Genomic DNA, 19,361 nt, shown 5'->3' on the forward strand with positions numbered 1-19,361 from the left:
CCGCTCGACCGTCGTAACCTGGCAATCATGAAACAGTGCACGCACGCCGACGCGCTGCCGCACCCCGAACCCGGCCCGCTCAGCGAGACGTGTCCGGAGTGCTTGGCGGAAGGCATGGATCCGGTGCAACTGCGGCTGTGCCTCAGCTGCGGTCACGTCGGCTGCTGCGACTCCTCGCCGGGGCGGCACGCGGCGGGGCACCACAAGGAGTCCGGCCATCCCGTGATGCGGACGCACGAGCCCGGGGAGACCTGGCGATGGTGCTTCGTCGACCATGTCCTGGTGTGACTCGGCAAGACCCCGGCGGGGGACGGTTCGACCGTCTGACGTCTGGGTACGTCAACCCGGCGCGCGCTCTTCCCATTTGGGCCCGCCCAACCCCTAGACACGGAGCGTATCCACAGGTTTACTGTGAGTGACGACAAGGGGTTGGGGTCCCGAGGACAGAACCGTCGAGAGCGCGATAGCGTCACCGCTGAACCACGTATCGCGTTACCCCGGGGGGCGACCCTCGGCCCTGAAACGCTTGTACCACCATGGAGGTGAGGGTGTCCCAGATCGCAGGCGAGCCCGCGACCCAGGACTTCGTGGAAGTCCGGCTGCCGGCCGCGGGTGCCTACCTGTCGGTGCTGCGTACGGCCACGGCCGGTCTCGCGGCCCGTTTGGACTTCACCCTCGACGAGATCGAGGACCTGCGCATCGCGGTGGACGAGGCCTGCGCGATCCTGCTTCAGCAGGCCGTGCCCGGCTCGGTGCTCAGCTGTGTGTTCCGCCTCGTCGACGACTCACTCGAGGTCACTGTCTCGGCTCCGACCACGGATGGCCATGCCCCCTCGCGGGACACCTTCGCCTGGACCGTCCTGTCCGCCCTCGCGGGCAAGGTCTCCTCCGCCGTGGACAAGGACAAAACCGTTTCGATCAGCCTCTACAAACAGCGCGGCGCGGGACCCGGGCCGGCGTGAGGAGCGAGGACGGGCCGGTGCGGGACGAAGAGCGCAGCACACAGGAGCTGCCGGCCGAGGGCACGGGCACGAGCGGTCCGAGCGGGGCCCGGCGCATGGCGGACGGCATCGACGGCATCCCCGAGCAGGCCCGCCCGCACCCTGAGGACGACTCCGCGGGGGCCGTCCTCCAGGGCGGCGGGCCGCTGGACCAAGGCGGTGCCGTGCGGAGCGCGCCTCCGGGCGGGGGGATCACCGCATCCCCTGTCCCAGGGGGTCCTCCCACTCACGCGAAGTCGAGAGTGGCGGAGGAGGCGAGGGCTCGGGGAAGGGCGACGGGCGGGACGATGAGCGAGCACGAGCGGGACTCCGAGCATCAGGCACCGAGCGCGCCCCGCGCACAGGGTGCGCACCATGGCTCTCCGGACCGCAGCGGGGCGCGCGAGATGTTCCTCAAACTGCGCACCCTGGGGGACAGCAGCCCCGAGTACGCGGAACTGCGCAATCAGCTGGTCCGCATGCACCTGCCGCTCGTCGAGCATCTCGCACGCCGCTTCCGCAACCGCGGCGAGCCGCTGGACGACCTCACCCAGGTCGCCACGATCGGACTGATCAAGTCCGTCGACCGTTTCGACCCGGATCGCGGCGTGGAGTTCTCGACGTACGCGACCCCGACGGTCGTCGGCGAGATCAAGCGGCACTTCCGGGACAAGGGCTGGGCGGTGCGCGTCCCGCGCCGGCTGCAGGAGCTGCGCCTGGCGCTGACCACGGCCACGGCCGAGCTCTCGCAGCTGCACGGCCGCTCCCCCACGGTCCACGAGCTCGCCGAGAAGCTGGCGATCTCGGAGGAGGAGGTCCTGGAAGGCCTGGAGTCCGCCAACGCGTACTCCACGCTGTCCCTGGACGTCCCCGACACCGACGACGAGTCCCCGGCGGTCGCGGACACCCTCGGCGCGGAGGACGAGGCGCTGGAGGGCGTGGAGTACCGGGAGTCCCTCAAGCCGCTGCTGGAGGACCTCCCGCCGCGGGAGAAGCGGATCCTGCTGCTGCGGTTCTTCGGCAACATGACCCAGTCGCAGATCGCGCAGGAGGTCGGCATCTCCCAGATGCACGTCTCGCGGCTACTGGCGCGCACACTCGCGCAGCTGCGGGAGAAGCTCCTCGTCGAGGAGTGACGGCTACTTCCCCACGTTGTCGGGGTTGCCGGGCCCGCGGATCCCCAGGGCCCGGGTCGTCTCGGGGTTCACCAGCAGGACGAGCGACGTGACGGCCACGACCGCGAGAGCGATCCCGGCCGGAATGGCCATGCTGTCGGCCTGCAGCAGGTTGTAGGCCACCGGCAGCGCCAGGAGCTGGGTGATGACGGCCGGGCCGCGGCTCCAGCTGCGCAGGGCGAGCAGACCACGGGCCGCGAGCAGCGGCAGCAGTGCGAGCACCACGAGCGTGATGCCTCCGGTCACGGCTTGCTGCCGGTCGTCCGGATGCCCCGTGAGGCCGAGGACGAGGATCCACACGCCGCCGACGACCAGCGCGAGCCCCTCGAGCGCGGCCAGCAGCGCGGCGTACGTCAGACGCCGGGGGCGGGGGCCGGTGGTTACCTCGGTGGTGGGGGTCTGCTCACTGCTCACCCCTGAAGAGTAGCCCTCGTCGTACGCGCCTCCCGTAGCCAGGTTCACCCCTGGTCTCTTACCGGATCCCTACCTCGGTCTGGGCCAGGTACCCCCCAGTAGGTACGCTGCCAGTCATGCGTGCACTTCTCGTGGTCAATCCGGCGGCAACCACCACCAGTGCGCGCACGCGCGACGTACTGATCCACGCGCTCGCCAGCGAGATGAAGCTGGAGGCGGTCACCACCGAGTACCGCGGCCACGCGCGCGACCTCGGCCGGCAGGCGGCGGACAGCGAGGACATCGACCTCGTGGTGGCCCTCGGCGGCGACGGCACGGTCAACGAAGTGGTCAACGGCCTCCTGCACGCCGGCCCCGCCCCGGGGCACCTCCCCGGCCTCGCCGTGGTCCCGGGCGGTTCCACCAATGTCTTCGCCCGCGCCCTCGGCCTGCCCAATGACGCCGTGGAGGCCACCGGCGCTCTGCTGGACGCCCTGCGCGACGGCAGCGAACGCACCGTCGGCCTGGGCCTGGCCTCGGGCACGCCCGGCACGGAGGACGAGACGGTGCCGGCCCGCTGGTTCACCTTCAACGCGGGGCTCGGCTTCGACGCCGGAGTGGTCGGCCGGGTGGAACAGCACCGCGAGCGCGGCCGGAAATCCACACACGCTCTCTACGTACGCCAGGTCGTGCGTCAACTCCTCGGTGAGACCAATCGCCGGCACGGCATGATCACGCTGGAGCGGGCCGGCGAGGATCCGGTCACCGATCTGGTGCTGTCCATAGTCTCGAACACCTCCCCGTGGACGTTTCTGGGGAATCGCCCGATCTACGCGGCACCTAAGGCCTCGTTCGATACCGGGCTCGATCTCTTCGGTCTCAGCCGTCTGTCCACCGCCGCTGTTGCCCGGTATGGGACCCAGTTGCTCACTTCGTCCCCCGAGCGTGGACCCCATGGCAAACACGCCACTTCCCTGCATGACTTGACCGAGTTCACCTTGCATTCCAAGGTGCCGCTCCCCCTCCAGATGGACGGTGACCACCTGGGTCTGCGAACGAGCGTGACGTTCACAGGCGTACGCCGTGCACTGCGTGTGATTGTGTGAGCAGAACTGGCTAAAGTCCTTTCACTCGAACGTTTAGGCCAGGATCCACCCCATGGAAGTACGGCTGTGACCTAGTCGACACCGAAGAATCAAAAAAAACTTTCCAGAAGGGGTTGTATCCGCCGCTGAGGTTTGCGAGTCTCTACGTGGCGATCGGGATGGCCCGCAAGACCGGCCTCCACTGATCACCAGAATCCCTCTCCACATCACAGGACCTACGCCAGGGAACCTGGCGGTCGGCCCTTCACTTGTTGAGGGATTCGTGAAAGCGTTCACATTCACAAGCAAGCCCTGCACGTAATACCAAGGAGAGGTAGCAGCCATGGACTGGCGTCACAACGCCGTTTGCCGCGAGGAAGACCCCGAGCTCTTCTTCCCCATCGGCAACACCGGTCCTGCGCTGCTGCAGATCGAGGAAGCCAAGGCCGTCTGCCGTCGCTGCCCGGTAATGGAGCAGTGTCTGCAGTGGGCGCTCGAGTCCGGCCAGGACTCCGGCGTCTGGGGTGGTCTCAGCGAGGACGAGCGCCGTGCCATGAAGCGCCGCGCCGCCCGCAACCGGGCTCGTCAGGCCTCCGCCTGACAACCCACCCCTGCTGACAGCCTGAGCTTGGCGGCGCGTACAGCGAGTACGCATCTCCCGCCCCCGAGCCGCAGCGCGCAGTTCCCCCGATGCGCTTAGCAAAGCAGCAACGAGCTTGAGCCCCGGGCCCCCAAGTGGCCTGGGGCTCAATGCTGTTCGGGGGGCTTCGCCGACGAGCCGCCGTTTCCCTACTTCTGTGACCGCACGGGGATGTCGAGGATCACGCGGGTTCCGCGCTCCGGGGCCGGGACCATGTCGAAGGTGCCGCTCAACTCGCCCTCCACCAAGGTCCGTACGATCTGCAGACCGAGGTTGCCCGCGGTGTGCGGATCGAAGCCTTCCGGAAGACCGACGCCGTCGTCCTGAACGGTGACCAGCAGCCTCGCTTCCTTGGTAGTACCGCCGCGGATCGCCGACACCTCGACCGTGCCGGTGTCGCCCTCGCGGAAACCGTGCTCCAAAGCGTTCTGCAGAATTTCGGTCAGCACCATGGACAAGGGCGTGGCGACCTCGGCGTCGAGAATGCCGAAGCGGCCGGTGCGCCGGCCCGTGACTTTACCCGGGGAGATTTCCGCGACCATGGCCAGGACACGGTCGGCGATGTCGTCGAACTCGACGCGCTCGTCCAGGTTCTGAGAGAGCGTCTCGTGCACGATCGCAATCGATCCGACGCGTCGCACCGCTTCTTCGAGGGCCTCGCGGCCGCGGTCGGACTCGATGCGCCGGGCCTGGAGCCGGAGCAGGGCGGCCACCGTCTGGAGGTTGTTCTTGACCCGGTGGTGGATCTCCCGGATCGTCGCGTCCTTGGTGATCAACTCGCGTTCGCGGCGACGGAGTTCGGTGACGTCACGGAGCAGGACCAGCGAGCCGATGCGGGTGCCCTTGGGACTGAGGGGGATCGCGCGGAACTGGATGACCCCGTCGGTGGCCTCGATCTCGAACTCGCGCGGCGCCCAGCCGCTGGCGACCTTGGCGAGCGCCTCGTCCACCGGGCCCCGGGTCGGGGCGAGTTCGGCGGTGGTCCTGCCCAGGTGCTGGCCGACCAGGTCGGAGGCGAGGCCGAGCCGGTGGTAGGCGGAGAGGGCGTTCGGCGAGGCGTACTGGACGAGGGCGTCGGCGTCGAGCCGGATCAGTCCGTCGCCCACGCGGGGCGAGGCGTCCATGTCGAGCTGCTGGTTCGCGAACGGGAAGGAGCCGGCCGCGATCATCTGCGCGAGGTCGGAGGCGCTCTGCAGGTAGGTGAGCTCCAGGCGGCTCGGGGTACGCACGGTGAGGAGGTTGGTGTTGCGCGCGATGACGCCGAGGACGCGCCCCTCCCGCCGGACGGGGATCGACTCGACCCGGACGGGAACCTCTTCGCGCCACTCCGGGTCACCCTCGCGTACGATGCGGCCCTCGTCGAGGGCGGCGTCCAGCATGGGCCGGCGGCCTCGCGGGACGAGGTGGCCCACCATGTCGTCCTGGTACGAGGTCGGTCCGGTGTTGGGCCGCATCTGGGCGACCGAGACGTACCGGGTGCCGTCGCTCGTGGGGACCCACAGGACCAGGTCGGCGAAGGAGAGGTCGGAGAGCAACTGCCACTCCGAGACCAGCAGGTGCAGCCACTCGAGATCGGTGTCGTCGAGTGCGGTGTGCTGGCGTACGAGTTCGTTCATGGAGGGCACGTGTGCGAGCGTACCCGGGGGTTTGTACGGCTCTGAAATGTTCGGATGCTCCACGGGCCCTGAGACACCCGCGGGCCGCGGCGCCTGAGAGGGACCCTCAACCCTCTCGGCACCGCAGCCCGGAGCAGCATCGGCCGTGGGGTGTGCGGTCCCGGTCGGCCGAAGGATGAGGACCCGGGGCAGTCAGGGCAGAGAGCCCTCGGTTCCTCGGTCCGTCCTCCTGTGCGGGGAGGACGGAGGCTTGTACGCGCTTCGCAAGCGCCTTCGTACGCATTGTGGACTAGACCACTAGGAGGTGTCCATGCGTTGGAGGCTGTTCGTTGTTGTGCTGTCTTCCGCGCGTCGGACGCAGTGACGTCCACCACGCAGCCTAACCCTTGTGGGTTCCTGTGCGGGGCCAGATGGTCATGGCAATTTCCGCGACCGCCTCCAGTTCCTCCCGGCTCGCCCCGTCCCGCGCCTGTTGTGACATGCCCTGGATCATCGCGCCGACGTGACGGGCCAGGGCGGCGGCGTCGGTGTCCGGGGGCAGCACGCCGGCGGCGACATCGGCGCCGATACGGCTCTCGAACGCGGCGATGTTGGCGTTGCGGCGGTCCCGCAGCGACTGCTCGACCTCGGTGTCCGAGCAGTTCGTGGCCGCGTGGACGACGAGGCAGCCGTGCGGGTGGCCGGGTTCCGTGTACGCCGTGGCGGCCTCGCGCAGCGTGCGCTCGACGGCGGCCCGGGCGGTGGGCTCCTCGGCGAGGGCGCGGTCGGTGAACGAGCCGTGACCCGTGCCGTATACGCGGACGACCTCCTCGAAGAGGGAGCGCTTGTCGCCGAAGGCCGCGTAGAGGCTGGGGGTGCCGATGTCCATGACGCGGGTGAGATCGGAGACCGACGTGGCCTCGTAGCCGTGCTCCCAGAAGGCCAGGAGGGCCTTCTCCAGTGCGGTTTCACGATCGAAGGAGCGGGGGCGGCCGCGAGGCCTGCCCTTCTTCTTGCCGTCCCCCGCGGTAGCCACCCTCCGGTCGTCCGCGGTGGCGGGCCGCTCCGGCTTCGCGGTCGCGTCGTCGTCGTTCACCATGGGGTGCATTTTATAGCGGACGCTAGAGAAATGTCGGCGGGCTGCTGTACGGTCATTTCTGTAGCGACCACTAGGAAAATGAGAAGGGGGCGCCGCCATGGGCGTGCTCACGGGTAGGACGGCTCTCGTCACGGGGGCGAGCAGGGGCATCGGGCGAGGCATCGCCGAGCGGCTCGGGCGCGACGGCGCGCGGGTCGGGGTGCACTACGGCAGGAACGAGACGGCGGCGAAGGAGACGATCGCGGCGATCGAGGCGGCGGGCGGCTCGGCGTTCGCGGTGGGCGTGGAGCTCGGAGTACCGGGCGACGCCGAGGCCCTGTGGGAGGAGTTCGACCGGCACGCGGACGGGCTCGACATCCTGGTGAACAACGCGGGGATCGGGAACACGCGACCGATCGGGGAACTGGAGGAGCGGGAGTTCGACCAGGTCTTCGCGGTCAATGTGAAGGCGCCGTTCTTCATCCTCCAGCACGGCATGACGCGACTGCGGGACGGCGGGCGGGTCGTCAACATCTCGTCGGGGCTGGCCCGCACGGCGGTGATGCCGGACAACATGGCGTACGCGATGACGAAGGGCGCCCTGGACGTCTTCTCACGGGACCTGTCCAAGGTGCTGGGCCCTCGGGGCATCACCGTGAACTCGGTGGCGCCCGGGATCATCGACACGGACAACACGGCCGCGCTGCTGCACGGAAGTCCCGACGGCTGGGCGAAGGCCGCAGCGATATCGGCACTGGGCGGAGTGGGCGAGTCCGCCGACGTCGCCGACGTGGTGGCGTTCCTGGCCTCGGACGGGGGCCGGTGGGTGACGGGGAGCTGGGTGGATGTGACGGGGGGTTCGCTTACGTAGGCGTCGCCGGTATCCCTCGACGATGCGGGGGGGCGGACGGCCGGCGCCGCGACGAGGTCGGGCTCACGCGCCGATAGGGCCTGGACCGGACTCACCCACAACGGTTGCCTGAGTCAGCCTCACCCGACGGCGATCAGACCGAGAGCACTCCCCCGGCGCCCGCGATCCCCCACCGTTCAGCGCGTCTCCGTCACCTTCGCCAGCGCGCGCGGCGCGTCCGGGTCCTGGCCCCGGGCGATGGTGACCTCGTAGGCGAGGAGTTGGAGGGGGATGATCTCCAGGACGGGCTGGACCTCTTCGGCCACGCCGTCCGTGGGCAGGACGAAGCCGGCCGTCGCCTGCTCGACCTGATGCCTGGGGCCGATGACGACCAGGTCGGCGCCCCGGCCGCGCAAGCGGTCGAGGACGGGCTGGAGCGCTTCGCCGCCCCTGCCGTCGGTGACCACGGCGATGACCGGAGAGACGTTGTCGACCATCGCGAGCGGGCCGTGCAGCAGATCGGCGCCGGAGTAGGAGAGGGCGGGGATGTAGCTGGTCTCCATCAACTTGAGGGCGGCCTCCTTGGCCGTGGGGTAGCCGTAGCCGCGCGAGGTGATCACCATGCGCTCGGCGAAGCGGTAGCGGGCGGCGAGGGTGCGCACCTCGTCCTGCCGGGCGAGCAGTTGCCCGGCGAGGTCCGGCAGGGCGTGCGCGGCCCCGCCGTCACCGCCGCGCAGTCCCTCGACGAACAGGTAGAGCGCGAGAAGGGAGGCGGTGTAGGTCTTGGTCGCGGGGAGCGCCTTCTCCGGTCCGGCCATGATGTCGATGTGGTACTCGGAGACGCCGGCGAGCGGTGAGTCGGGGTTGTTGGTGACGGCCAGGGTGATCGCGCCGGCCTCGCGGGCGGCCCGGGTCGAGGCGACCAGGTCCGGGGAGCCGCCGGACTGGCTGACGGTGACGACGAGGACGTCCGTGAGGTCGGGTCGGGCGCCGTAGGCCGTGGTGGTGGACATCGAGGTGAGTCCGCAGGGCAGGCCGAGGCGGATCTCCAGCAGGTACTTGGCGTAGAGGGCGGCGTTGTCGGACGTGCCGCGGGCCGTCAGCAGGACGAAGCGGGGTGCACGGGCGGCGATCTGCCGCGCCACGTCCCGAACGGCAGGGGCGCCGTCGGCCAGGATCCGGCGCAGGACGGCGGGCTGCTCCGCCATCTCCCGGGCCATGGTCCGGCCCGGGAGGTCGCTGAAGGGGTCCGGGGTGACGGCGGCAGTCATGTCAGGTTCCTTCCGTGGGCACGGGGCGCGGGGCGCGGGCGGCTGCAACTCCCATTCCACTCCCCCCGGGCCCGAGAACGCCCCCGCGAGACCGGCACTGTTCACCTGGTCGAGGCCTGGTCGGCACAGTCGTGCCGCCTGCTCGGGAGCGAGGGCCCGCACCCTGGGAGCGGGGGCCCCGCTCTGTTAGATTGGTCTAAACCACATGACCCCTCGTGGGTCCAGTCCCAGTCGAGCATTCCACTCAGATCGGCAGGCCCAGCGTGGAAGTTGTCATCGTTCCGGACGCCAAGGCGGGCGGCGAGCTCATCGCCGAGGCCATGGCCCAGTTGCTCCGGCGCAAGCCCGACGCGCTGCTCGGCGTGGCCACGGGCTCGACACCACTGCCCGTGTACGAGGCGCTGGCGGCCAAGGCGCTGTCCGGTGCCGTGGACGTCGCGGGGGCGCGGATCGCGCAGCTCGACGAGTACGTGGGGCTGCCCGCCGACCATCCGGAGTCGTACCGATCGGTGCTGCGGCGTGAGGTGCTGGAGCCGCTCGGGATCGGGATGGAGCAGTTCACGGGACCGGACGGTGCGTCCGAGGATGTGCAGGCCGCGTGCGAGGCGTACGACAAGGCGCTGTCGGACGCCGGGGGTGTGGACCTTCAGTTGCTCGGGATCGGGACCGACGGGCACATAGGGTTCAACGAGCCGTGCTCGTCGCTGGCGTCGCGGACCCGGATCAAGACGCTGACCGAGCAGACCCGGATAGACAACGCGCGGTTCTTCGACGGCGACATCGACCAGGTGCCGCATCACGTGATCACACAGGGCATCGGCACCATCCTGGAGGCGCGGCATCTGGTGCTGCTCGCCACCGGCGAGGGCAAGGCGGACGCGGTCGCGGCGACGGTGGAAGGGCCGGTCGCCGCGGTGTGCCCCGCGTCCGCGCTCCAGCTCCACCCGCACGCGACCGTCGTCGTGGACGAGGCCGCCGCGTCGAAGCTGAAGCTCGCGGACTACTTCCGGCACACGTACGTCAACAAGCCGGAGTGGCAGGGGATATAGGGCCTGCCCTTCCGAGTCCCTGCCGCCAGAGCCCCGGCCGCTGGAGCCCGGTTGCTGGAGTCCCGGTCGCCGGAGACCCTGCCCTTCCCTTCGGATCACCCCGCAGACGCGAGGTCCCCGGCCTCCACTGCGTCATCCTCGGCCGGCTCGTCCTGGGCGCGCAGGCCGGCCACCCACAGCGGCATCACCCAGTGGACGACGAGGACGGCGATGAGCAGGGGCGCGGCGTAGGCCTTCGGGGCGTCGCCGGCGACGCCGCCCGTGGTCAGCAGGGCAGTCGCCGCCGCGGCCAGGAGCAGGGTCGTCATGCGGTGGGCGCGGGCCAGGACGCGGCTGCGTTCCGCCGACTGCCTCTCGTCCAGGACGTGCTCGCGCAGCTCCAGCAGCCCCCTGGTGGCGCCGTTGATGACGCCGGTCGCGACCATCCAGGGAAGCAGCAGGACGGCCATGGCGGCGACGGGCCACAGCGGCTCGCCCTGGGCGAGGAAGAGGTGGGTCATCAGTCCGCCGAGGGCCACGGTGAGGGTGATGTGCGCGGCGACGGCCAGACGTCGGCGGGTCGCCGTGGCGTACCAGGCCTGGCCCCGGCGGTCGTTCATCAGCCGCAGCATGCTGCGGTCGTAGCGGGTCAGGCGTGTCGTCGTCATGGCTGGTTCCTCCCGTAGACCTCGTCCGTGAGCGGGCGGAACGGTTCGAGGGAGAACACGGCCTCGACCGGCAGGCCGAAGAACTTCGAGATCTTCAGCGCCAGGTCGAGGCTCGGGTTGTACTGCCCCCGCTCGATGTAGCCGATGGTCTGGTAGTGGGCTCCCACTGCCTCGGCCAGGCTCTGGCGCGACACCTTCCGTTCGGCACGCACCATGGCCAACCTGTTGTGCACCTGCTCGCTCATGTATAAGAAGTACTACATTCGGAGGTATCCCTACAACCCCCTGATGCCTACACCCGCCGGATGCCTACAACCCCGTGATCCCGGCCAGCCCCGTGATCACCTCGGCTGCCGCCCGGCCGCAGACGCGGGCCGCGCCATGGGTGGCGATGTGCAGGGCGCCGCGCGGGGCGGCCTGGGGGACGCCCATCTCGACCACGACGGTGTCGGGGCGGGCCGCAAGGAGGGTGTCCAGGGCCGAGGCCATCCAGGGGTGGCGGTGTTCGTCCCGGACGACGGCGACAATCCGGCGCGGACCGGCCGCTTGAAGTGCCGCCCGTCCGGCGCTCGCCCCGCTCTCGCCGTCTGGGCCCTCGCCGGTCTTGTCGGGCTCGGCGGAGAAGCTGCCGGTCACGGTGCCCGGCAGGAGGTGGATGAGTTCCGCGGCGACGCCCCAGGGGGTCTCGTCGCCGACCGCGATGTTGGCGACGGGGGTGAGGGCGGCGACGTAGGGGGGTTCGGTGAGGGGCTTGAAGCTCTCCGGGCCCTCCAGGCCCGGGGCGACGGTCACCGTGAGGGCGCGGCGGGCGGCCCGCAGGCCGATGTCGTCGCCGGGTGTCGTACCCGGCTCGGGTGAGCGGCCGGCCGTGCCCGCCCAGCGGGCCAGTGCGCGCACCCGGTCGGCGGCGTCGGCGAGGCGTTCCTCCGGGAGTTCGCCCGCGCGGACCGCGGCGACCAGGGCGTCGCGCAGGCGCAGTACGGTCGCGTCGTCGGCCAGGCCGCCGCCCACGCAGATCGCGTCGGCTCCGGCGGCGACGGCGAGGACGCTGCCGCGTTCGATGCCGTAGGTGCCGGCGATGGCCCGCATCTCCATGCCGTCGGTGACGATGAGGCCGTCGTAGCCGAGTTCGCCGCGCAGGAGGCCGGTCAGGATGCGCCGGGAGAGGGTGGCCGGGTGGTCGGGGTCCAGGGCCGGGACCAGGATGTGGGCGCTCATCACGGCCCGGGTGCCGGCGGCGACGGCGGCGCGGAACGGGGTGAGTTCGCGGTCGGTGAGGACGTCCGCGGGGACGTCGATGTGCGGAAGGGAGTGGTGGGAGTCGACAGCCGTGTCGCCGTGGCCGGGGAAGTGCTTGGTGCAGGCGGCGACTCCGGCGGACTGGAGGCCGTCGACGTAGGCGGCGGTGTGCCGGGCGGCCAGATCGGTGTCGGCGCCGAAGGAGCGGACGCCGATCACCGGGTTGGACGGGTTGGAGTTCACGTCGGCGGAGGGGGCCCAGTTGAGGTTCACGCCGCAGGCGGCGAGACGGCGGCCCAGTTCGTGGGCGACGGCGCGCGTCAGCTCGACGTCGTCGACCGCGCCGAGGGCGTGGTTGCCCGGGAAGGAGGAGCCGGACCGCACCTCCAGGCGGGTCACGTCACCGCCTTCCTCGTCGATCGCGACCAGGACGTCGTCGCGCTCGGCCCGCAGTTGCGCGGTGAGTGCGCCCAGTTGGCCGGGCGAGGCGATGTTGCGGCCGAACAGGCCGACGGAGGCAAGGCCCTCGCCGAGCCTGCGCAGCAGCCAGTCGGGGGCGGTGGTGCCGGTGAAGCCGGGCTGGAGAACCGTCAGGGCGTCACGCGTGAGCGTGTCGGCACCGCTGGCGAGTGTCGTCATCGGGTGAGGTCATCCCTTCACGGCGCCCGCGGTCAGGCCCGCGGCCATCTTGCGCTGGACGAGGAGGAAAAGGGCGACGATGGGCACGGCCATCATCGTGGCGCCGGCCATCATCGGGGCGTATTCGGTGCCGTGCTTGGTGGTGAAGTTGCCGAGCCAGACGGTCGCGGTCTGGTTCTTCTGGCTGAGCAGCATCAGGGCGTAGAGGTACTCGTTCCAGGCCTGGATGAAGCCGTAGACCGAGGTGGCGACCATGCCGGGGGCCAGGAGCGGGAAGACGACCCGGAGGAAGGCGCCGGTGCGGGAGCAGCCGTCGACCATGGCCGCCTCCTCCAGTTCCTTCGGGATGTTGACGATGAAGCCGCGCAGCGTCCACACCGTGAACGGGAGGACGAAGGTGAGGTACGTGATGATGAGGCCGGTCAGCCGGTCGTACTGGCCCAGGTCGTTGAGCAGCAGGAACACCGGGATGATCATGGCGACCAGCGGGACCATCTGGACCGCCAGGATGCCCACGATCACGACCTTCCGGCCGCGGAAGGCGAACCGGGAGATGGCGAGCGCGGCCAGCAGCCCGACGGCCATGCCGATGACGACGACCGCCAGCGACACCACGAGGCTGCGGCCCACCGGGCCCCAGAAGTCGGCGATGTCCAGCGCCCGGCCGAAGTTGGAGAAGGTGATGCCGGTCGGCAGCAGGCTCGGGTCCGGGTCGATGGCGTCCTTGGCGGGCTTGAACGCCGTGTTGAGCATCCAGTAGAGCGGGAAGCCGGCGACGAGGAAGACCAAGAGGCCGAGGAGGTTCCAGCCGAGCCGCGACTGACCGCGGCCGGCCGGCTGACGGCGGACGGCTGACTTCCGGCGGCCGGCTCCGGCGAGCGTGCTCATTCGACCTCTCCGATCTTCAGCATCTGCCGCATGTAGACGGCGACGACGCCGAGCAGCAGCAGGACGGTGATCAGCGCGATGGCGGAGCCCTGGGCGTAGTCGTTGACGACGAACGCCCGGTCGTAGGAGTAGGTGTTGAGGACCTGGAACTCCGGCTCGGGGTGGCCGTTGCGCATGACGAACACCTGAGGGAAGACGCCCATGTCCCAGATGACCGACAGGGTCGTGAGCATCACGATGATCGGCTTGAGGACGGGGAGGGTGACGTAGCGGAAGACGCCCCAGGAGCCGGCGCCGTCCAGGCGGGCCGCCTCCTCCAGTTCCTTGGGGACCTGGGTGAGACCCGCGCTGAGCGTGATCACCACGAACGGCACGGCTCCCCAGACGACCAGCAGCATGATCACGGCCAAGCCCTGGGGGCCGCTGGCGAACCAGTTGTGGCCGATCATGTCGACGCCGGGCAGCTTGCTGAGCAGCGCGTTGAAGACGCCGTAGTCCGAGTCGAAGAGCCATTTGAAGACCGTGGTCGCCACGATCACGGGCATGCCCCAGCTCGCCACCAGCACGATGTTGATGAGCACCTTCAGCCAGCCGGAGACCCGCTGGAGCAGCAGGGCGAGCGCCATGCCGATCACCATCGTGAAGACGACGGCTCCGGCCGCGAAGACGACGGTGCGCACGACGACGGCCCAGAACTCGCCGTCGCCCAGCACCTTCGCGAAGTTGTCGAACCCGACCGACTCGGCCGGCTGGAAGCCCCACAGCTGGGACTGCCCGAACTTCTGGAAGGACAGGGTGACCAGCCGGGCCAGCGGATAGCCCATGACCAGGGCGAGGATCAGCAGGCAGGGCGCGAGCAGCAGCCAGGGGGCCGTGGCCCCGCCCGACGGCCGCTTCACCCGTGGCAGATCGTCGGCAGGGGGTGGCGGTGCCTGCCGCGGCGGCGGCACCTTGGCGGGGGTGGTGGTGTCTGCGGCACTCATCGCGTGCTCCTCGGCGCTCCCTCAGGTCTGACGGGGCGGGGCTCCGCCCGGTGAACGGCGGCGGGTCTCCGCCAGGTGACGGCGGCGGGGCCCCACCCGGTGAGGGAGCCCCGCCCGCGGGTCACTTCGTGTTGATGACCTTGTCGATCGCGGCGTCCGCGTCCTTGGCGGCGGCCTCGACCGACTTCTTGCCGGTGCCGATGCTCTGCAGCATGGTCTGCAGGATCTGCGCCTTCTCGACCTGGCCCCAGCCGGGGGCCATCGGGACGAACCAGTTGGACTCGGCCGCGGTGGCGGGGACCGCCGTCGCCGGGTCGTTCTTCAGGGTCGCGAGGTCGGTCTTGTTGTTGGGCAGATTGCCCTTGGCCATCAGGCCCTTCTGCCCGGAGGAGCCGGTGTAGGCGTTGATCCACTCGGCGGCGAGGTCCTGCGCGTCGGACTTCACCGGCACGGCGAGGTCGGAGCCGCCCAGGAAGACGGGCATGTTCTTGCCGGACGGGCCGGGCATCACGAAGTTCTCGAGTTTGCCCTTGAGCTTGCCGGTCTTGTCGTTCTTGGGGTCCTCGGCGGTCGCGCCCTCCCAGGCGGCGGCGAAGATCATGGCGGACTTGCCCTGGCCGTAGACGATGTAGCGGTCGGACTCGTCCTTGGTCTTGTCGCCGTGCATGTAGGAGTCGACGACCTTCTTGAACTCGCCCAGGCCCTTGAGGGACTCGGGCGAGGAGAGCGAGGCCTTCCACTGGCCGCCCGACTCGGTGGCGATGGCGCCGCCGGCGTCGTAGACGAAGGACATGGCCGCGTACCAGTCGCGGGTCGGCTGGTACCAGGCGTTGAACTTGCCGCCCTCCTTCTTCTGGATCTTGTCCAGGGCGGCGGTCAGCTCCTTGTAGGTCTTCGGGGGCGTCTTCACCCCGACCGAAGCCGCGATGTCCCCCCGCCAGTTGGCGACGCGGCCGCCGGCGTAGTACGGGACGCCGTAGGTCTTGTCCTCGTAGGTGACCGAGGCCTTGAGGCCGTCCAGCCAGGCGTCGGAGTTGTCGAACTTCGCCGGGTCCAGGGGAGCGAAGGCGCCCTTGACCATGTAGCCGAGCATCTCGGTGTTGCCCATCTCGACCACGTCGGGGGCCTTGTCGGTGGCGAGGACGGCGTCGAGCTTGGCGTTCTTGTCGGGCCAGCCGTAGTACTCGTGGTTGATCTTGAGGCCGGGGTGCTTCTTCTTGACGGCCGCGTCGGCGGCCTTCACCAGCTGCGGCCAGTTGTTCTGGGCGTCGACGGTGAGCCAGACCGTCAGCTCCTTGGCGTCCGCGCCGCCCTTGTCCGAACCACCGCCCCCGCCCCCGCACGCCGCGATGGAGACCATCATGCCCGCGATACCGATCGCGGATATCAGCTTGCGCTTCACGCCACCCTCCTCAGCTGGACCATTGGTGTAGACCAGTAGGGAGGAGCTTGGCCTGGACCACGGGACCTGTCAAGAGGCCCGATAAGGCTCTGACCAGCCGTTATGCGACCTACATATGCAGGGACCTTTAAGTAATAAGCCAGCGAAATACCGGCTGTACACGCCATACTTCAGGTAGACCACTGGACGTGGTGGACTAGACCAAAATCGGCGCCGACGGTATACAAGTGGGATCGTTCGGCGGACCGAGCCGGGAAGGCGGAGCATGAGCACCGACGTCAGCAGTGCGGAGAACGAGAACGGGGCACCCGTCCGTACCGCACGCGTGCCCAAGTACTACCGCCTGAAGAAGCACCTGCTCGACATGACGGACACGCAGGCGCCCGGCACACCGGTCCCGCCCGAGCGCACGCTGGCGGCGGAGTTCGACACCTCGCGCACCACCGTGCGCCAGGCCCTTCAGGAACTGGTCGTCGAGGGCCGGCTGGAGCGCATCCAGGGCAAGGGCACGTTCGTCGCCAAGCCGAAGGTCTCCCAGGCGCTGCAACTGACCTCGTACACCGAGGACATGCGCGCCCAGGGCCTGGAGCCCACCTCGCAGCTCCTGGACATCGGCTACATCACCGCCGACGACCGCCTCGCCGGCCTGCTCGACATCGCGCCCGGCGGACGCGTGCTGCGCATCGAGCGGCTGCGCATGGCCAACGGCGAGCCGATGGCCATCGAGACCACCCACCTGTCCGCCAAGCGCTTCCCCGCGCTGCGGCGGTCACTGGTGAAGTACACGTCCCTGTACACCGCGCTCGCCGAGGTCTACGACGTCCATCTCGCGGAGGCCGAGGAGACCATCGAGACCTCGCTGGCCACCCCGCGCGAGGCCGGCCTGCTCGGCACGGACGTCGGCCTGCCGATGCTGATGCTGTCCCGGCACTCGCTGGACCGGGAGGGACAGCCGGTGGAGTGGGTGCGGTCGGTGTACCGGGGGGACCGGTACAAGTTCGTGGCCCGGCTGAAGCGGCCCGTCGAGTAGCGCACGCCACGCGGACCGCTGGTGGGCCCCGGTTTCTATTGGGTACCGCATTGCGGACGAGGGGTTCCGTTCCCGCCACACCCTGACCTAGATTGCCTGCGCATTACACAGGTGATCACTGAGGGGACGGAGTCGCTTGATGTCGCAAGCCCCAGAAGCCAGCAGAGGGCCGGTGGTGACGCCGATGCGTGTCGTCATCGCCCTGTGCCTCATAGCGCCGTTCGTGGCCATGCTGTGGGTCGGCTCGTACGCCAAGACCGACCCGGCCTTCATCGGGATCCCGTTCTTCTACTGGTACCAGATGGCGTGGGTGCTCATCTCCACCGCGCTGACGATGACCGCCTACAAGCTGTGGCAGCGTGACCAGCGCGCCCGTAAGGAAGGTGCGCGGTGAAGGACGGCGTGAACGGCGTCGCGCTCGCCGTCTTCATCTTCTTCTTCCTGCTCGTCACGGTCATGGGCTTCCTGGCCTCGCGCTGGCGCAAGGCCGAGAACGAGAACAGCCTCGACGAGTGGGGCCTGGGCGGCCGGTCGTTCGGCACCTGGGTCACCTGGTTCCTGCTCGGCGGCGACCTGTACACGGCCTACACCTTCGTGGCCGTTCCGGCGGCGATCTACGCGGCGGGCGCGGCCGGCTTCTTCGCGGTGCCGTACACGATCCTGGTCTATCCGCTGATCTTCACCTTCCTCCCCCGTCTGTGGTCGGTGTCCCACAAGCACGGGTATGTGACGACGTCCGACTTCGTGCGCGGCCGCTTCGGCTCCAAGGGCCTGTCGCTGGCCGTGGCCGTCACCGGCATCCTCGCGACCATGCCGTACATCGCGCTCCAGCTCGTCGGCATCCAGGCCGTGCTGGACGTGATGGGCGTCGGGGGCGGCGAGGACACCAACTGGTTCATCAAGGACCTGCCGCTGCTGATCGCGTTCGGTGTGCTGGCCGCCTACACGTACTCGTCGGGCCTGCGGGCCCCGGCGCTGATCGCCTTCGTCAAGGACACCCTGATCTACATCGTCATCGCGGTGGCGATCATCTACATCCCGATCAAGCTGGGCGGCTTCGACGAGATCTTCGCCAAGGCGGGCGACGCGTACAGCCAGACCAACCCGGCGACGGGTGCGGCGCGCGGTGCGCTGGTGCCGCCGGAGGCGGGGCAGTGGACGTACGCCACGCTGGCGCTCGGCTCGGCGCTCGCGCTGTTCATGTACCCGCACTCGATCACGGCGACGCTGTCCTCGCGCAGCCGTGAGGTGATCCGCCGCAACACCACGATCCTGCCCCTGTACTCGCTGATGCTGGGCCTGCTCGCGCTGCTCGGCTTCATGGCGATCGCGGCCGGCATCAAGGTGCAGAACGGGCAGCTGGCGATCCCGCAGCTGTTCGAGACGATGTTCCCGGACTGGTTCGCGGGCGTGGCCTTCGCGGCGATCGGCATCGGAGCGCTCGTGCCGGCGGCCATCATGTCCATCGCGGCCGCGAACCTCTTCACCCGCAACATCTACAAGGACTTCATCAAGCCGGACGCCACACCGGCGCAGGAGACCAAGGTCTCCAAGCTGGTCTCCCTGCTGGTGAAGGTGGGCGCGCTGGCCTTCGTCCTCACCATGGACAAGACCGTCGCCATCAACTTCCAGCTGCTCGGCGGCATCTGGATCCTGCAGACCTTCCCGGCCCTGGTCGGCGGCCTGTTCACCCGCTGGTTCCACCGCTGGGCGCTGCTCGCGGGCTGGGCGGTCGGCATGATCTACGGCACAGCCGCCGCGTACGGGGTCGCCTCGCCGACCCAGAAGCACTTCGGCGGCTCCTCGAAGGAGATCCCCGGCATCGGTGAGATCGGCTACATCGGCCTCACGGCGTTCGTCCTGAACGTGGTGGTGACGGTGGTCCTCACCTTCGTCCTGAAGGCCCTCAAGGCCCCCGACGGCATCGACGAGACCAAGCCGGAGGACTACACGGCCGACGCGGGCGACCCGGGCGTCCAGGTGGAACTCCCGCCCGCCACCGCCGGCAGCGCCCACTAGGGGCGCGGGGAACAGCGCGAACAACCGCACACAGCCCGCAGCGGGCCGCCGTGAGAAGGATTCACGGCGGCCCGCTGTCACGTGAAGTTGACGCTCTGACACCAATGCGACACAACATCTGGGGGTGCCACCCGAACCCAGCACAAGATGTATGCTCGTGCTCGCTGTCGCCGCAGGGGAATCCGGTGCGAATCCGGAACTGTCCCGCAACGGTGTACTTATGCGTATCCGCCCCCAAGGCGGGGCGCACAGGCTTCAGTCCGAGGACCTGCCGACAGCGCGCCCGGCCGTCCGGCCGGGGTGCCCTGACGTCCGGGCCTCGTGGAATGGGCCGGTGGACGCGACGCCGTGTGCGCTCGTGTGCTGCCCCCTGCCCTGCGCGAGGCCCCTTGCCGAGC

20 protein-coding genes and 1 riboswitch are annotated in these 19,361 nt (G+C 69.5%); of the genes, 10 read left to right on the forward strand and 10 right to left on the reverse strand.

Features of this window, described 5'->3' with window-relative positions:
- The first annotated feature begins 27 nt into the window (after window positions 1–27).
- The 3 genes from NNW99_RS11395 to NNW99_RS11405 all read left to right on the forward strand — a co-directional run bounded on the left by NNW99_RS11395 (window position 28) and on the right by NNW99_RS11405 (window position 2,116).
- Complete coding sequence (locus NNW99_RS11395; RefSeq protein WP_107455506.1) at window positions 28–288, forward strand: UBP-type zinc finger domain-containing protein; 261 nt, start codon at window positions 28–30, stop codon at window positions 286–288.
- Window positions 289–548: 260 nt separating this feature from the next.
- A complete protein-coding gene (locus tag NNW99_RS11400; protein ID WP_003992877.1) occupies window positions 549–962 on the forward strand; it encodes a hypothetical protein in 414 nt (137 codons plus the stop codon).
- Window positions 963–979: 17 nt separating this feature from the next.
- Window positions 980–2,116, forward strand: a complete 1,137-nt coding sequence (locus NNW99_RS11405; RefSeq protein WP_215118591.1) for an RNA polymerase sigma factor SigF — start codon at window positions 980–982, stop codon at window positions 2,114–2,116.
- 3 nt (window positions 2,117–2,119) lie between these two features.
- Here NNW99_RS11405 and NNW99_RS11410 read toward each other — a convergent pair whose 3' ends face one another.
- Window positions 2,120–2,569: a hypothetical protein gene (locus NNW99_RS11410; protein WP_215118592.1), complete on the reverse strand. Its 450-nt coding sequence runs from the start codon at window positions 2,567–2,569 to the stop codon at window positions 2,120–2,122.
- Between the two features lie 116 nt (window positions 2,570–2,685).
- On the opposite strand from NNW99_RS11410, the gene NNW99_RS11415 reads away from it, so the two are divergent.
- Both NNW99_RS11415 and NNW99_RS11420 read left to right on the forward strand, forming a co-directional pair.
- Window positions 2,686–3,654 carry a diacylglycerol kinase family protein gene (locus NNW99_RS11415; RefSeq protein ID WP_215118593.1) on the forward strand — a complete coding sequence of 323 codons (969 nt, stop codon included), beginning with the start codon at window positions 2,686–2,688 and terminating at the stop codon, window positions 3,652–3,654.
- A 322-nt stretch (window positions 3,655–3,976) separates the two neighbouring features.
- Window positions 3,977–4,234 (forward strand): WhiB family transcriptional regulator, encoded by a 258-nt coding sequence (locus tag NNW99_RS11420; RefSeq protein ID WP_016639615.1) that lies wholly within the window; start codon window positions 3,977–3,979, stop codon window positions 4,232–4,234.
- Window positions 4,235–4,422: 188 nt separating this feature from the next.
- Here NNW99_RS11420 and NNW99_RS11425 read toward each other — a convergent pair whose 3' ends face one another.
- Together NNW99_RS11425 and NNW99_RS11430 are read right to left on the reverse strand one after the other, a co-directional pair.
- A complete protein-coding gene (locus NNW99_RS11425) occupies window positions 4,423–5,889 on the reverse strand; it encodes a sensor histidine kinase (protein WP_215124232.1) in 1,467 nt (488 codons plus the stop codon).
- 379 nt (window positions 5,890–6,268) lie between these two features.
- Window positions 6,269–6,967 carry a TetR/AcrR family transcriptional regulator gene (locus tag NNW99_RS11430; RefSeq protein ID WP_251057762.1) on the reverse strand — a complete coding sequence of 233 codons (699 nt, stop codon included), beginning with the start codon at window positions 6,965–6,967 and terminating at the stop codon, window positions 6,269–6,271.
- Between the two features lie 97 nt (window positions 6,968–7,064).
- Here NNW99_RS11430 and NNW99_RS11435 point away from each other — a divergent pair, with 97 nt between their 5' ends.
- Window positions 7,065–7,817, forward strand: a complete 753-nt coding sequence (locus NNW99_RS11435) for an SDR family oxidoreductase (protein WP_215118594.1) — start codon at window positions 7,065–7,067, stop codon at window positions 7,815–7,817.
- Between the two features lie 176 nt (window positions 7,818–7,993).
- On the opposite strand, the gene NNW99_RS11440 is transcribed toward NNW99_RS11435, so the two are convergent.
- Window positions 7,994–9,067 (reverse strand): SIS domain-containing protein, encoded by a 1,074-nt coding sequence (locus tag NNW99_RS11440; protein ID WP_215118595.1) that lies wholly within the window; start codon window positions 9,065–9,067, stop codon window positions 7,994–7,996.
- Window positions 9,068–9,330: 263 nt separating this feature from the next.
- On the opposite strand from NNW99_RS11440, the gene nagB reads away from it, so the two are divergent.
- A complete protein-coding gene (gene nagB / locus NNW99_RS11445) occupies window positions 9,331–10,116 on the forward strand; it encodes a glucosamine-6-phosphate deaminase (RefSeq protein WP_215118596.1) in 786 nt (261 codons plus the stop codon).
- A 95-nt stretch (window positions 10,117–10,211) separates the two neighbouring features.
- Here nagB and NNW99_RS11450 read toward each other — a convergent pair whose 3' ends face one another.
- From NNW99_RS11450 to NNW99_RS11475, 6 genes are all read right to left on the reverse strand, one after another.
- Complete coding sequence (locus NNW99_RS11450; protein WP_215118597.1) at window positions 10,212–10,763, reverse strand: hypothetical protein; 552 nt, start codon at window positions 10,761–10,763, stop codon at window positions 10,212–10,214.
- On the reverse strand, window positions 10,760–11,008 hold the full coding sequence (locus NNW99_RS11455) for a helix-turn-helix transcriptional regulator (RefSeq protein ID WP_184590604.1): 249 nt from the start codon (window positions 11,006–11,008) through the stop codon (window positions 10,760–10,762). Before NNW99_RS11455 ends, NNW99_RS11450 begins: the two co-directional genes overlap by 4 nt.
- Window positions 11,009–11,072: 64 nt before the next feature.
- A complete protein-coding gene (locus tag NNW99_RS11460; RefSeq protein WP_215118598.1) occupies window positions 11,073–12,641 on the reverse strand; it encodes a glycoside hydrolase family 3 protein in 1,569 nt (522 codons plus the stop codon).
- A gap of 9 nt (window positions 12,642–12,650) precedes the next feature.
- Window positions 12,651–13,529 carry a carbohydrate ABC transporter permease gene (locus NNW99_RS11465; protein WP_215118599.1) on the reverse strand — a complete coding sequence of 293 codons (879 nt, stop codon included), beginning with the start codon at window positions 13,527–13,529 and terminating at the stop codon, window positions 12,651–12,653.
- On the reverse strand, window positions 13,526–14,512 hold the full coding sequence (locus tag NNW99_RS11470) for a carbohydrate ABC transporter permease (protein WP_215118600.1): 987 nt from the start codon (window positions 14,510–14,512) through the stop codon (window positions 13,526–13,528). The genes NNW99_RS11465 and NNW99_RS11470 overlap by 4 nt, the downstream gene beginning before the upstream one ends.
- 121 nt (window positions 14,513–14,633) lie before the next feature.
- Entirely contained in the window at window positions 14,634–15,914 is a 1,281-nt protein-coding gene (locus tag NNW99_RS11475) for an extracellular solute-binding protein (protein ID WP_215118601.1), read from the reverse strand.
- 265 nt (window positions 15,915–16,179) lie between these two features.
- Here NNW99_RS11475 and NNW99_RS11480 point away from each other — a divergent pair, with 265 nt between their 5' ends.
- The 3 genes from NNW99_RS11480 to mctP all read left to right on the forward strand — a co-directional run bounded on the left by NNW99_RS11480 (window position 16,180) and on the right by mctP (window position 18,963).
- The gene (locus NNW99_RS11480) at window positions 16,180–16,944 is read left to right on the forward strand and encodes a GntR family transcriptional regulator (protein ID WP_215118602.1); all 765 of its coding nucleotides are present in this window, start codon (window positions 16,180–16,182) and stop codon (window positions 16,942–16,944) included.
- Between the two features lie 139 nt (window positions 16,945–17,083).
- Window positions 17,084–17,338: a DUF3311 domain-containing protein gene (locus NNW99_RS11485; RefSeq protein ID WP_215118603.1), complete on the forward strand. Its 255-nt coding sequence runs from the start codon at window positions 17,084–17,086 to the stop codon at window positions 17,336–17,338.
- On the forward strand, window positions 17,335–18,963 hold the full coding sequence (gene mctP / locus NNW99_RS11490) for a monocarboxylate uptake permease MctP (RefSeq protein WP_215118604.1): 1,629 nt from the start codon (window positions 17,335–17,337) through the stop codon (window positions 18,961–18,963). The genes NNW99_RS11485 and mctP overlap by 4 nt, the downstream gene beginning before the upstream one ends.
- 134 nt (window positions 18,964–19,097) lie before the next feature.
- Window positions 19,098–19,254: riboswitch (cobalamin riboswitch) on the forward strand.
- The last annotated feature ends 107 nt before the right edge of the window (window positions 19,255–19,361 follow it).

Origin of the sequence: Streptomyces sp. CRCS-T-1, assembly GCF_024442335.1 — a bacterium.
In the GTDB taxonomy this organism is placed as follows: Bacteria; Actinomycetota; Actinomycetes; order Streptomycetales; family Streptomycetaceae; genus Streptomyces; species Streptomyces koelreuteriae.